We start from the raw sequence: 13,040 nt of genomic DNA, 5'->3' as shown, positions 1-13,040 counted from the left end.
AACCGAGGATGGGGGTGCGAGGAATGCCCGGCATGCTAGGTTGTGCAAAGCCCCCACCGCAAGAGCATGCCCATGAGCCACCCCACCTGGCTGATCACCTTGCAGAACCTCAGCGGTCGCCTCGGCGCCCGCTATCGCGGCCCGCAGACGGCGCATTTCGACGGCGCCCGCTTCCATAACCTCGACCGCCAACCGCACAACGGCCTGCGCGCCTTCCTCAAGTGGCAGCGCGAGCGCGGCCGCCAGCAGGAGTGGATCGCCCAGCCCGGCCCGGATACCCGTCCGGAGACGCCGGCCCGCGTCGAAGGCGACGAACTGCGCGTCACCTACATCAACCATGCCACCCTGCTGATCCAGCACCGCGGCCTGAACATCCTCACCGACCCGCTCTGGTGCGAGCGCACCAGCCCGTTCAGCTTCGCCGGTCCCAAGCGTGTGCATCCGCCGGGCCTGGCGCTGGACGAGCTGCCGCCGATCAACCTGATCCTGGTCAGCCACAACCACTACGACCACCTGGATATCCACAGCCTGCGCGAGCTGGCGCGGCGCTTCCCCTCCGCCAAGGTGGTGACCGGCCTGGGCAATGGCGAGCTGATCCGCGCGTGCGGCTTCACCGATATCGCCGAACTGGACTGGTGGCAGAGCCTGCCGATGCCCGAAGGCATGCTGCTCACCGGCGTGCCGGCGCAGCACTGGTCGGCACGCTCGCGGCGCGACACCAACCGCACGCTCTGGATGGGCTTCGTGCTGGAGTCGCCGGACGGCCCGCTGCTGTTCCCCGGCGATACCGGGCTGGGCGAAGAATTCGGCCTGATGCATGAGCGCTTCGGCCCCATGCGCTTCGCCGCCCTGCCTATCGGCGCCTACGAGCCGCGTTGGTTCATGCGCCACCACCACATGAACCCGGACGACGCAGTGCAGGCGCACCAGCACCTCGACTCGCAGTGCAGCATGGCGATCCACTTTGGCACCTTCCGCCTGAGCGACGAGGGCCAGTTCACGCCGGTCAGCGACCTGGCGGCAGCCCTGCAGCAACGTGGTGTGGCGGCGGAGCGTTTCCGCGCGCCGAAGCCGGGGGAACAGTGGCTGGTGCCGCCGATGCCGGACGCTTCGTTGTAGGGCGAATAACCTGGAACAGGTTATCCGCCACCTTCCTGTCGCGGCGGATAACGCTGGCGCGTTATTCGCCCTACGAAAACTCGCTCAGGATCAATTATCCCGCACCCGCTTGCTGCAGCAATTGCGATAACGCTTGCCGCTGTTGCACGGACACGGCTTGTCGCCGCGGCCGCCCAGCTCCAGCCAGCTTTCCAGGCGCTGACGCATGGCGTCGCGGACTTCCCGGCGCTCGTCGTCCATCTGCGGTTTACTCAGTTCACGACTGAGCCAGAGGTAATCCTCCAGCAGCTCGTCACGCTCCAGCGCGTGAAGCTGTTCGGCGACCGGCACGCCTTCGTAGCGACGTTTCGGATCAGGCAGGAAGGCGATGGCTTCGCCGCCCGGCAGCACGTTCCACAAGCGGCCCTGGGCGTCGCGCCAGCAGGCGCTGAAACGGGCGCGCAAGGCCAGGCCCGGCCACTCTTCCAGGCACCAGCCATCCACTCGCTCGCCGCCCAGACCTTCCACTGCCTTGCCCACGGAGAACCACGGTTCGCCGGCGATGCTGTCGGGTAGTGGCAGTGGCGCGGCGACTTCGGGCGTGCCGTTGTCCACCAGTCGGCGGGCGAAACGGCGCAGCGGGTTGGTGAGGTGCGAGGGGGCGCGGAACGGCATGGAATCACCAGCGGAAAAGGTCGGCGAAGGTCCGACCGGAGGGACGCACCACGGTTCCCCGTGGCGCGAAAGGCGAGCATTCTAGGCTCACCCGGGGCGGCGTCAACGCGGCGCGCTCAATAGTCCCGCGTGGAGATCGGCTTCGCCTCGCCGCTCAGTTCACGCAGCAGGTCGTCGAGCAGCGCGGAAGCGCCGAAACGCAGATGCTCCGGCTTGATCCAGCCGGCGCCGAAACGCTCCTCCGCCAGCTTCTGGTACACCTGCGCATCGGCCAGCGTGCGCAGGCCGCCGGAGACTTTCAGGCCGACCTTGCCGCCCTCCTCCTCGATGGTTTCGAGCATCACCCGCACGGCTTCGGGCGTGGCGTTCACCGTCGCCTTGCCAGTGCTGGTCTTGAGGAAGTCGGCGCCGCCGGCAATGGCTTCGCGGCAGGCCGCGCGGATCAGTTCCGGGTCGGCCAGCTCACCGGTTTCCAGGATCACCTTGAGCCGGTGGTACGGCCCGCACAGGGTTTTGCAGGTGCGGATCAGTTCGACCGCGCCAGTGTCCTGGCCGGCCTTGAGCTTGCGCCAGGGGTAGACCAGGTCGATCTCGTCGGCACCTTCGGCAAGGGTCTTGCGCACTTCCTCCACCACATCGGCCAGCGGCGCGTTGCCACCGGGGAAGTTGCATACGCTGGCGACCCGCACGTCGCGCCCACCCAGCGTATTGAGCGTACGCCGGGCGACGTGCGCCAGCTTCGGCCACACGCACACCGCCGCCACTTCGCCGTAGGGCGTCAGCGCGCGGCGGCAGAGGTCCACTGTGCTTTGCAGGTCATCGCCAGCATTCAGCGAAGTCAGGTCCAGCAGGGCGAGCACGCGGCCCGCCGGGGTCTTGCGAGGATCGGTCATCGGCAACACTCTCCATCGGCTTTCTTCAGCCCCGCCTGCGCGGGCAACAAATCACCAGCACACCATCAAGGCCGTAGGGCGCATAACCTGGAACAGGTTATCCGCCGGAACCACCACGGCGGATAACGCTGGCGCGTTATGCGCCCTACACGGCAGCCAGGGCAACCACCATCGCCCCGGCAGGCGCTCCGAGCCCTGTCGCAGATCAGCGGAACGGCGGCTCGTCGAAGCTGCGCAACTTGCGCGAGTGCAGCGAGTTGAGCTGGGTGCGCAGCAGGTCGACAGCGGCAACGCCGATGGACAGGTGCTGGCTCACCGCGCGCTGGTAGAAGGCCGTGGCGGCGCCGGGCAGCTTGATCTCGCTGTGCAGCGGTTTGTCCGACACACACAGCAGCGTGCCGTACGGCACGCGCAGGCGGTAACCCTGCGCGGCGATAGTGCCACTTTCCATGTCCACCGCGATGGCCCGCGCCAGGTTGATCAGCGGGCGCTCCTGGGCCCAGTGCAGCTCCCAGTTGCGGTCGTCGTAGGTCAGCACGGTGCCGGTGCGTAGTCGACGCTTGAGCTGGTCGCCGCGCTCGCCAGTCACCAGCGCGGCGGCTTCCTGCAGCGCCAACTGCACCTCGGCCAGCGCCGGGATCGGGATGTGCGGCGGCAGCACGCGGTCAAGGATGCCGTCGCGGCGCATGTAGGCGTGGGCCAGCACGTAGTCGCCAATGGTCTGCGACTGGCGCAGGCCGCCACAGTGGCCGACCATCAGCCAGCAGTGCGGACGCAGCACGGCGAGGTGGTCGGTGATGTTCTTCGCGTTGGACGGGCCGACGCCGATGTTCACCAGGGTCACGCCGTCGCCGTCCTCGGCGATCAGGTGATAGGCCGGCATCTGGAAGCGGTGCCACTCGACGCTGGCGACGATGGCATTGGCCTCGCCCTCATCCGTGCCGCGCTCGATGATCACGTTGCCCGGCAGGACCATGCGCACGAAGCGCGGGTCGTCGCGCAGGCGCTCCAGGCCCAGGTGGATGAACTGGTCGACGTAGCGGTGGTAGTTGGTCAGCAGGATCCACGGCTGCACGTGGCGCCAGTCACTGCCGGTGTAGTGCACCATGCGGCGCAGGGAAAAGTCGGTGCGTGCGGCGTCGAACAGCGCCAGCGGCATCGGGTCGGCGTTCTCCCATTCGTACAGACCGTCCGCCACACCGTCGGAGGTGGCCGACAGATCGGTACTGGGGAACACCCGCGCCAGCTCAGCGGCCGTCACGCCCGAGCCACCCAGTTCGTCGCCGCCTTCCACCACGTAGGGGTACGGAATGTTCTGCGCGCTGACGCCAACCTCCACGCGCACGGTGAAGTCTTCCATCAGCGGGCGCAGCTGCTCCAGCAGGTATTTGCGGAAGGCCTTGGGCTGGGTGATGGTCACGGCGTAGGTGCCGGGCACCTGGACCTTGGCGTAGGCGCGGGTGGTCGAGGGCACTTCGCCCTGGCACAGGTAGGTCACCCGCAGCAGCGGGTAGCGGAATTGTTCGCGCTGCTGCGCGTCGGGGACTTCGCGGTCCTTCAGGTACCGCTTGAGCGCCTGGTTCAGGGCGCCGGTGGCCTGCTCGTGGAGCACGGCCAGTCGATCGACGGCCTCTTCGGCCGTCTGCGCGACGAAGAACTCGTCGCCAGTCGTAAGACTCATGGTGGGCATCCTGTCTGAACGATCAGCTCCATCTTGCCTGCTTCCGTCACAGAAAGGGATGACAGATTCCGAACCGGCAGGACGAGCGGAAGGGTTGAAGAAAGCCTATGACAGAATCCGCGACCGCGAGTGCGGATGACAGCCGGAATGAAGCGACTGCATTCCATTTTCGTATATCGCTTGTCGGGCCGTCCCAAGCTGCTGGAAGCGTCTTGTTTATCGAGGCGCCGCCGCTAGATTGGCCGCGCTGCGGTCAATCCCGCAGCCGGGTTTGACGGCCTGATTCTAGTGGCGCGATCGCGTCCTCCGACGCATGCAGAGATGGGTACATCTCTGCGCCCATTGGTGTCCCCACGAGTAATGCTCGTGATGCTCAATGGCAAATCGCGCAGGGAGGCTCTCAAGAGGGGCCTGCCGGTGTCGCTAGAGCCGGTCCGTCAACCCTGCGCGGTTTGCCGCCCTTCGATTGACGGCGATGGACGGCAGCTGCTCCCAACCACAATTGGAGTACTGCCATGAACCATGACGTTCATACATCTAGCGTATTCATGCGTCACCAACGTCCGCTCCGCGCCCTGATGCTGGAAAACCAACCCTGGTTCGCCGCCAGCGACCTCGGCGGCCTGATGGGCTGCCCGGTGGAGCACTTCACCGAGCACCGCCTGGATGCCGACCTCAAGCGCCGGGAACGGCTGCAAACCCAGAGCGGCGAACAGGACACCTGGCTGGTCTGCGAAGCCGGCTTCTTCAATCTCCTATCGCGCTACCGCCACCCGGAAAACCGCAGCCTGCGGCAGTGGATCACCCACGAAGTCATCCCTGCCCTGCGCGGCCCCACCCTCCCCGTCCAGCACCCGCGCCGCTCCCTGCTGCGCTGGGAAAGCCGCGACATCGCCCTGCTGGAATGGAACGACCAGCTCTGGGTCCGCTACAGCGACGTGCCGCAGTTGCTCCAGCCCAAGCCGCAAACGGAATCGCGCGCCGGTTGGCGGCACCCACTGCGCTGGCTCACTGGCGCCTGACCGGTAATGAACGTAGGGCGCATAACCTGGAACAGGTTATGCGCCCTACTAAACCGAGTACACGTCGCCCCTGAGGAGCCCGAAGTCATGTCACTACGCGATCTCACCGACAATATAACGCGACACGTATTACGCATTGCGTTATACGCATGCCATGATACCGTATCTCCATGATCACGTCGTTCGCCTGCAAACACACGCAAGCGCTGTTCGAAGGGACCTGTCCGAAAGCTTTCAGAGCCTTTCAGGCTCAGGCGGAACGGAAGCTACAAATGCTGGATGCCGCTGCAACGCTGGACTTTCTCAGGTCGCCACCGGGCAATCGCCTTGAAGGGCTGCAGGGTAACAGGGCCGGCCAGTACAGCATCCGTATCAACGGGCAATGGAGAATCTGCTTTCGCTGGGTTGATGGCAACGTGCACGACGTTGAGATAGTGGACTACCACTGAAGGTAAACAGACATGACGCAAAATCGCATGCGCCCGGTTCACCCGGGCGAAATCCTCCGAGAGGAATATCTGGCACCGCTGGAAATGTCGGCCAACGCCTTGGCCACAGCCCTGAGAGTTCCCGCTACCCGAATCCACGAGATCGTCAACGAGCGTCGCAGCATCACGGCAGACACTGCGCTGCGCCTGGCACGCTACTTCGGAGGTGACGCTCAATCGTGGGTCAACCTGCAGACAGCCTTCGATCTACGCGTCGCAGAGTTGGAATCGGGACAGCAGATCATCGACGAGATCAAGCCAAGGGCGGCATAGCACCGCCCTGAGCCTTTCGCTCAACTTCACGCCAGATGCGGCGTCGCCCGCGCCACCAGCGCTTCCACATCCACCCCGCGCGGCAGGGTGCCGTAGACGCGGCCGCTGTCGTCCAGGCGGCTGGCGATGAAGGCGTCGGAGACCACCGAATTGCCCGCTTCCAACAGCAGCTTGGCCTGCAGGGCGATGGCGACGTTTTCGGTGAGTTGGCGGGCGCGGTACTGGATGTCCTGGGTGTCGGCGAAGGAGGCCTTGAGGTTGCCGATGAACGAGGCCAGGCGCGCATCGCCATGCCCGTCGCCCAGCTCGCTGAACAGCGCGTCGAGTACGCCGGGCTCCTTCGACAGCGCGCGCAGCACGTCCAGGCACTGCACGTTGCCCGAGCCTTCCCAGGTGGAGTTGACCGGCGCTTCGCGGTACAGGCGCGGGAGGATGGTGTCCTCGACGTAGCCGGCGCCGCCCAGGCATTCGGCGGCCTCGTTGATCATTGCGGGGGCGCGTTTGCAGATCCAGTACTTGCCCACGGCGGTGACCAGGCGGGCGAACTTGTCCTCCTGCTCGTCGTGCAGGTTGTCCAGCGCGCGACCCATGCGCATGGTCAGGGCCAGCGCGGCTTCGCTTTCCAGGGCAAGGTCGGCCAGCACGTTCTGCATCAGCGGCTGTTCGGCCAGAACACGACCGCCGACCTGGCGGTAAGCGCAGTGGTGCGCGGCCTGGGTCAGCGCCTGGCGCATCAGCGAGCTGGAGCCGACCATGCAGTCGAAGCGGGTCATGGCGACCATCTCGATGATGGTGGGTACGCCACGGCCTTCCTCGCCGACCATCCAGGCCAGCGCGCCGCGGTATTCCACTTCGCTGGAAGCGTTGGACCAGTTGCCCAGCTTGTTCTTCAGACGCTGGATGTAGAACTCGTTGCGGCTGCCGTCCGGGCGGTGGCGCGGCAGCAGGAAGCAGGTCAGCCCCTTGTCGGTGTAGGCCAGGGTGAGGAAGGCGTCGCACATCGGCGCCGAGCAGAACCACTTGTGGCCGACCAGTTCGTAGGCCTGGCCCGGGCCGGGAATGCCGACCGGGTAGGCGCGGGTGGTGTTGGCGCGCACGTCGGTGCCGCCCTGCTTCTCGGTCATGGCCATGCCGATGGTGGCGCCGGTCTTCTGTTCGATGGGCAGGTTGCGCGGGTCGTATTCGGTGGAGAGGATCTTCGGCAGCCATTTCTCGGCGAGGTCCGGCTGCAGACGCAGGGCAGGCACGCTGGCGAAGGTCATGGTCAGCGGGCAGCCGGTGCCGGCTTCGGCCTGGCTGTGCAGGTAGCTCAGGCCCGCACGGGCGACGTGGGCGCCAGCACGCGGATCGGTCCAGGGCATCGAGGGCAGGCCGGCCTCGATGGCCGCGCGCATCAGCTCGTGGTAGGCCGGGTGGAATTCCACCAGGTCAACGCGATGGCCGAAGCGGTCGTGGGACTTGAACACCGGCTTGTTCTCGTTGGCGAGGAAGCCCGCCGCCATCAGCGGCCCGCCGGCCAGCGCGCCATAGGCATCGAGTTTCTGTTCGGCCCAGCCGCCGCCGTAGCGGCGCACCCACTCCTGCAGCGGTACGTCGACGCGATAGAGGTTGGCGCCGTCCAGCGGCGGTACCTGGTTGGTCACTTCGTGGGTTTCGGCGTACGGGTGCGGGATCATGGCTGGTCCTCCATAACGGGCGTGGGCCTGGCTGGCTTGGGCAAGGCAGATGTGGACGCGCCGACGGCGCGCAGGCAGAAGCTGGCGAGGGCGTCGCTGACGTCCTCCAGGGAAACGCTGGACTGGCCCGCATCCCGCGCGGCGCGGGCCGGCGGCGAAAGCGGGCCGATCAGGGCTTCGGCGATGGCGCCGACCAGGCAGGCGGCGGTCAGTTGCACCGGCTGGGGCTGGAATTCGCCGGATGCGATGCCTTGCTCCAGCAGGGTGACGAACAGCGCGGCGTAGGCTTCGCGGTAGATCAGGCGCTGCTCGTCCACTTCCGGATCGACCGGCTCGGCGATCAGCGCGAAGGCCAGCTGCCGGCTGCCCCAGGCGCGCGCGGCGAACTGCTGCAGGCCCAGGTTCAGGCGCTCGGAAGCGCTGCCGGGAGCTTTCAGCTGCGCACCGAGGGTATCGACCTCGTGCTGGCTGGCACGGGCGAAGACCTCGGCGGCCAGTTCGCCCTTGCCGCTGAAGTGACGGTAGAGGCTGCCGGTGGCGATGCCAGCGGCGTCCGCCAGGCTCTGCATGGTCAGGGCGGCGAATCCGCCGTCGGCGACCCGCGCCAGCGCCAGTTCGAGGATGCGCTCGCGCAGCTCGCCGTCCTTTTGCAGCCGTGCTGGGGAGTGTCGGTAGGCCATGATCTGAATCCGGATTCACTGCATGAAAATCAGTGAATCACGGTTCAGACCTTTGCTGAAAGGGACATTCCCGCCACGAGCGGGGCGATTCTGGCCAAACCGCCACCGCCCGTGCGCATACTTACCAGAGCGGCATCTGGTAGCTGACGATCACACGCGTTTCGTCGATATCGTTGCCGAAGTCGCTGCGGAAGGCGCCGTTGCGCACCTTGAAGCCAAGGTTCTTCAGCGGGCCGTTCTGCACCACGTAGCCGATATCGGTGTCGCGCTCCCACTCCTTGCCGCGCCCCTGGCCGTTCAGCAGGTCGATGTGGTCGCCTTGCAGGTAACGGGTCATGAAGGTCAGGCCGGGCAGGCCGAGGCCGGCGAAGTCGTAGTCGTAGCGCGCCTGCCAGGAGCGTTCGTCCTTGTTGGCGAAGTCGCCGATCTGCACGAAGTTGGTCAGGTACGGGTCGGTGCCGCTGAGGTAGGCGAAACCGGTGTCGCCGGACATGCGCTGGTAGCCGACGCCGAAGCCGCTGCCGCCGATGCGATAGGTGAACAGCGCGTTGAGCGCGCGGTTGTCGACGTTGCTGCCGCCATCGTCGGTGGAACGGGCCCAGCGGATATCCGACTTGAGCGACTGGCCCTCGGTGATCGGCAGGGTGTGCACCACGCTCAGGTAGTGCTGGCGGTAGAAGTTTTCCAGGCCGCCGTAGTGGTAGCTGGTGCTGAGGTTGTCGGTCCAGCGGTAGGTGCCGCCGGCGAGGTTGAAGCGGTCGCTGCTGGTGTGGCTGCCAAGCACGATGTTGCGCTTGTTGCCACGGGTCATCGACAGGTCTTCGTCGTTGGTCGAGTCGCGCTGCTTCACCTGGCGCAGTTGGCCGAGCTGGGCACTGAGGCCGTCGATCTCGTTGACCTCGGCGAGCCCGCCCTGGAAGGTCTGCGGGGCCAGGCGGGTGTCGTTGTACTGCACCACCGGCAGCTTGGGCAGCAGGGTGCCGACCTTCAAAGTGCTCTTCGAGGCGCGCAGCTTGGCCGTCACGCCGAGGGAGCTGTAGTCGTCGGCGGCGCGCTTGTCGCTGGCCGAGTACGGCAGCAGGCCGGAGCCGGTGCGATCAGGGCTGGAGTCCAGCTTGATCCCCAGCAAGCCGAGGGCATCGACGCCCACGCCGACCGTGCCTTCGGTGTAGCCCGACTCGAAGCGCAGCAGGAAACCCTGCGCCCACTCCTCGGATTTCGACTGCGCGGCACCGCTCTGGCGGTAGTCGCGGTTGAAGTAGAAATTGCGCAGCTCCAGGTTCGCCTTGCTGTCCGCGATGAAGTCCGCGTGGGCGAACAGGGGCAGGCAGGCGATGCTCGAAACGAGCGCCCGTACGGGAAGATTTTTCATTGTTGTTGTCTCTTCGTCAGGTGAGGTGAAGGCGGCGCCGCTCCTGAAAGCGCCGCGCTCGGGATCAATCGGAGAGCAGGCCCTCCAGTCGCTGGCGGATCAACTGGCGCGCCTGTTCGACGATGTCGCGCAGCAGTTCCTCGCAGCTGGGTTCGTCATCGATCAGGCCCTGGACCATGCCCGCCGACCAGATTCCCAGGTCGGTGTCGCCCTGCTCGTAGACGGTGCGCCCGCGCAGGCCGCTGACCAGCGTGGCGATGTCGGCGTAGGTGGCGTTGCCGCGCGCCTCGATGGCCAGCACTTCCTGGCTGATCGCGTTGCGGGCGACCCGCGCACTGTTGCGCAACGAACGCATGATCACGTCCGTGGAGCGCTCGTCCGCCGCGCGGATGGCCGCCTTGACCTGCGGGTGGATCGGACACTCGCGGGTGCTGAGGAAGCGCGTGCCCATGTTGATCGCATCGGCCCCCAGCGCCAGCGCCGCCACCAGCCCGCGCCCGTCTGCGAAGCCACCGGAAGCGATGATCGGCACGCGCAGCCGGTTGGCCGCAGCAGGCAGCAGGACCAGGCCGGGAATGTCGTCCTCGCCCGGATGGCCGGCACACTCGAAGCCGTCGATGGACACCGCGTCCACGCCCAGTTGCTCGGCCTTGAGCGCATGGCGCACGGCGGTGCATTTGTGGATGACCTTGATCCCGTGCTGGCGGAACTCGGCGATGTGCTCGCCGGGGTTGTTGCCAGCGGTTTCGACCACGCCGATGCCGCCCTCGATGATCGCCGCGCGGTACTCCGCGTAGGGGATCGGCTTCTGCGTCGGCAGCAGCGTGAGGTTGACGCCGAAGGGCTTGTCGGTGAGTTCGCGGCAACGCGCGATCTCGTCGGCCAGCGCCTGCGGGGTCGGCTGGGTCAGCGCCGAGAGCGTTGCCAGCCCGCCGGCATTGGCCACCGCCGCGGCCATCTCGGCGCGGCCCACCCACTGCATGCCGCCCTGCATGATCGGGTGTTCGACGCCGAAGGTTTCAGTGAATCGGGTCTTGAACATGCGCCTGTCCTCCGGCGGTTCAGATCGGGTCCCAGGAGAACACGTCCGGGCTGCGCGCCAGGTCCATGAAGCTGCCGCGCAGCGCGGGCATGCCGTGCTCGGCGATGCTCTGCGGGGTCCAGCCGTTGTCGCTGTGCACGCTGCGCAGCGGGCGGCTCTGGCTCATCAGGAATATCTCGTGGTTGCGCGCGGCGAACACCTGGCCGTTGACCGCACTGGCGGCGTCGGAAGCGAGGTAGACGGCCAGCGGTGCGTTCTTGTCCGGGGTCATGCGCTGCAGGTTTTCCACCCGCGCCTTCTGCTCCGGCGTTTCGGCCGGAATGGAGTCGGTCATGCGGCTCCAGGCGAAGGGCGCGATGCAGTTGGAGCGCACGTTGTAGCGCTGCATGTCGAGGGCGATGGACTTGCTCAGCGCGACGATGCCGAGCTTGGCCGCCGAGTAGTTGGCCTGGCCGAAGTTGCCGATCAGCCCCGAGGTGCTGGTCATGTGCACGAAGGCGCCGCTGTTCTGCGCGCGGAAGTGCTCGGCGGCGGCGCGGCTGACGAAGAAGCTGCCGTTGAGGTGCACGTTGATCACCGACAGCCAGTCCTCGGCGCTCATCTTGTGGAAGATGGTGTCGCGCAGGATGCCGGCATTGTTCACCACGATGTCGACGCGACCGAAGGCGTCGATGGCGCTGGAGACGATGCGCCGGGCGCTGTCCCAGTCCGACACGCTGTCGGTGTTGATGGCGCCGTCACCGCCGCGCTGGCGGATCAGCCCGAGGGTTTCCTCGGCCGGGGAAGCCGAGCCGCCCTCGCCCTGCAGGGACACGCCGATATCGTTGATCAGCACCCGCGCGCCGCTGTCGGCCAGGGCCAGGGCGATCTCGCGGCCGATGCCGCCACCGGCGCCGGTGACGATCGCTACCTTGCCTTCGTTGAGTCGTTGGGTCATCGCTAATTCCTTACTGTTCGTTCAATCAGGGAGTTCGGTGCGCGCAGGATCAGCTCGGCAGGCCGAGCACGGCCTTGGCCAGGATGTTGCGCTGGATCTCGTTGGTGCCGCCGTAGATGGTGGTCGGCCGCGACTGGATGAAGATGCCCGCCGGGTGCAGTTCGGCGTCGTCGGCGAAGGGGTTGAGCAGCGCCGAATCCGCGCCGGCGATCTCCAGTCCCAGCTCGCTGATGCGCTGGTACAGCTCGGACTGGTGGATCTTCAGCAGGGAAACATCCGGGCCCAGCTCCTCGCCGCGCCGCAGGCGTTCGGCGAAGCGCTCGTAGAGCGCCTTGTGGCAGTCCAGGTCCATGCTCAGCGCGGCGAAACGCTGGGCGAACACCGGGTCGTCCCACAGGCCCTGATGGCGAGCCAGGCGCACCAGGCGTTCGAGGGCGAAGGTGGCCTGCTTGGGCGAGCCCAGGAAGATGCGCTCGAAGCCGAGCAGAGCCTTGGCCATGCCCCAGCCGTGGTTGACCGCGCCGACGAGGTTCTCTTCCGGCACGCGCACGTCGTTGAAGAACACCTCGCAGAACTCGCCCTGCAGTTCCAGGTTGAGGATCGGCCGCACCTCGACGCCGGGGCTGTCCATCGGCACCAGCAGGAAGCTGATGCCCTGCTGCGCCTTGGCGCTGCGCTCGGTGCGCGCCAGCACGAAGATCCAGTTGGCCTCGGTACCCATGGTGGTCCAGGTCTTCTGGCCATTGATCACCCACTCGCCGTCACGCAGCACCGCCTCGGTGCGCAGGCTGGCGAGATCGGAGCCGGCGTTGGGCTCGCTGTAGCCCTGGCACCAGATGTCTTCACCGCTCAGGATGCGCGGCAGGAAGCGCTCGCGCTGGGCGTCGGTGCCGTAGCGGATCAGCAGCGGGCCGAGCATGGTGATGCCGCTGTCGGGCAGGCGTGCGCAGCCGTAGTTTTCCATCTCCTCGATCATGATCAGCTGCTTGCCGGCGGCGAGGCCCATGCCGCCGAACTGCACCGGCCAGCCGGGGCACAGCCAACCCTGTTTCGACAGTGCCTGGTACCACTCCCAGGTGTCATCGCGGCCCAGGCGGTGGGCCGGGTTGCGGATGCGCTGCGGGTAGTTGGCGGCGACCCAGTCGCGCACCAGCCGGCGGAACTCGCCATCTTCGAGGGCGTTGTAATCGGTCATGTCACGGC

The 13,040-nt window shown here is 66.7% G+C and carries 13 protein-coding genes; 4 read left to right on the top strand and 9 right to left on the bottom strand.

Annotated elements, in window-relative coordinates:
- The first annotated feature begins 66 nt into the window (after nucleotides 1-66).
- Nucleotides 67-1,119: an MBL fold metallo-hydrolase gene (locus IB261_RS03990; protein WP_151189782.1), complete on the top strand. Its 1,053-nt coding sequence runs from the start codon at nucleotides 67-69 to the stop codon at nucleotides 1,117-1,119.
- Nucleotides 1,120-1,209: 90 nt separating this feature from the next.
- Here IB261_RS03990 and IB261_RS03985 read toward each other — a convergent pair whose 3' ends face one another.
- The 3 genes from IB261_RS03985 to amn form a co-directional block, all read right to left on the bottom strand.
- Nucleotides 1,210-1,773, bottom strand: a complete 564-nt coding sequence (locus IB261_RS03985) for a hypothetical protein (protein WP_192381511.1) — start codon at nucleotides 1,771-1,773, stop codon at nucleotides 1,210-1,212.
- A gap of 116 nt (nucleotides 1,774-1,889) precedes the next feature.
- A complete protein-coding gene (gene deoC, locus IB261_RS03980) occupies nucleotides 1,890-2,666 on the bottom strand; it encodes a deoxyribose-phosphate aldolase (protein WP_192381510.1) in 777 nt (258 codons plus the stop codon).
- A 205-nt stretch (nucleotides 2,667-2,871) separates the two neighbouring features.
- Nucleotides 2,872-4,356, bottom strand: a complete 1,485-nt coding sequence (gene amn / locus IB261_RS03975) for an AMP nucleosidase (RefSeq protein ID WP_412548378.1) — start codon at nucleotides 4,354-4,356, stop codon at nucleotides 2,872-2,874.
- Nucleotides 4,357-4,895: 539 nt separating this feature from the next.
- Here amn and IB261_RS03970 point away from each other — a divergent pair.
- From IB261_RS03970 to IB261_RS03960, 3 genes are all read left to right on the top strand, one after another.
- Nucleotides 4,896-5,369 (top strand): BRO-N domain-containing protein, encoded by a 474-nt coding sequence (locus IB261_RS03970; protein WP_167523256.1) that lies wholly within the window; start codon nucleotides 4,896-4,898, stop codon nucleotides 5,367-5,369.
- Nucleotides 5,370-5,539: 170 nt separating this feature from the next.
- A complete protein-coding gene (locus IB261_RS03965) occupies nucleotides 5,540-5,818 on the top strand; it encodes a type II toxin-antitoxin system RelE/ParE family toxin (RefSeq protein ID WP_151189324.1) in 279 nt (92 codons plus the stop codon).
- A 12-nt stretch (nucleotides 5,819-5,830) separates the two neighbouring features.
- Entirely contained in the window at nucleotides 5,831-6,130 is a 300-nt protein-coding gene (locus IB261_RS03960) for a HigA family addiction module antitoxin (protein ID WP_138212037.1), read from the top strand.
- Nucleotides 6,131-6,156: 26 nt separating this feature from the next.
- On the opposite strand, the gene IB261_RS03955 is transcribed toward IB261_RS03960, so the two are convergent.
- From IB261_RS03955 to IB261_RS03930, 6 genes are all read right to left on the bottom strand, one after another.
- Nucleotides 6,157-7,806 (bottom strand): acyl-CoA dehydrogenase family protein, encoded by a 1,650-nt coding sequence (locus tag IB261_RS03955; protein WP_192381509.1) that lies wholly within the window; start codon nucleotides 7,804-7,806, stop codon nucleotides 6,157-6,159.
- A complete protein-coding gene (locus IB261_RS03950; protein ID WP_192381508.1) occupies nucleotides 7,803-8,486 on the bottom strand; it encodes a TetR/AcrR family transcriptional regulator in 684 nt (227 codons plus the stop codon). The genes IB261_RS03955 and IB261_RS03950 overlap by 4 nt, the downstream gene beginning before the upstream one ends.
- A gap of 121 nt (nucleotides 8,487-8,607) precedes the next feature.
- On the bottom strand, nucleotides 8,608-9,858 hold the full coding sequence (locus IB261_RS03945; protein WP_081517183.1) for an OprD family porin: 1,251 nt from the start codon (nucleotides 9,856-9,858) through the stop codon (nucleotides 8,608-8,610).
- A gap of 64 nt (nucleotides 9,859-9,922) precedes the next feature.
- Nucleotides 9,923-10,900 carry an NADH:ubiquinone reductase gene (locus IB261_RS03940; protein WP_081517182.1) on the bottom strand — a complete coding sequence of 326 codons (978 nt, stop codon included), beginning with the start codon at nucleotides 10,898-10,900 and terminating at the stop codon, nucleotides 9,923-9,925.
- Nucleotides 10,901-10,919: 19 nt separating this feature from the next.
- A complete protein-coding gene (locus IB261_RS03935) occupies nucleotides 10,920-11,837 on the bottom strand; it encodes an SDR family NAD(P)-dependent oxidoreductase (RefSeq protein WP_015475457.1) in 918 nt (305 codons plus the stop codon).
- A 49-nt stretch (nucleotides 11,838-11,886) separates the two neighbouring features.
- Nucleotides 11,887-13,032 (bottom strand): acyl-CoA dehydrogenase family protein, encoded by a 1,146-nt coding sequence (locus tag IB261_RS03930; RefSeq protein ID WP_081517181.1) that lies wholly within the window; start codon nucleotides 13,030-13,032, stop codon nucleotides 11,887-11,889.
- Nucleotides 13,033-13,040: the final 8 nt, after the last annotated feature.

This window comes from Pseudomonas sp. PDM20 (genome assembly GCF_014852575.3).
GTDB lineage: Bacteria > Pseudomonadota > Gammaproteobacteria > Pseudomonadales > Pseudomonadaceae > Pseudomonas.
This window is presented reverse-complemented; position numbering and strand designations above follow the sequence as displayed.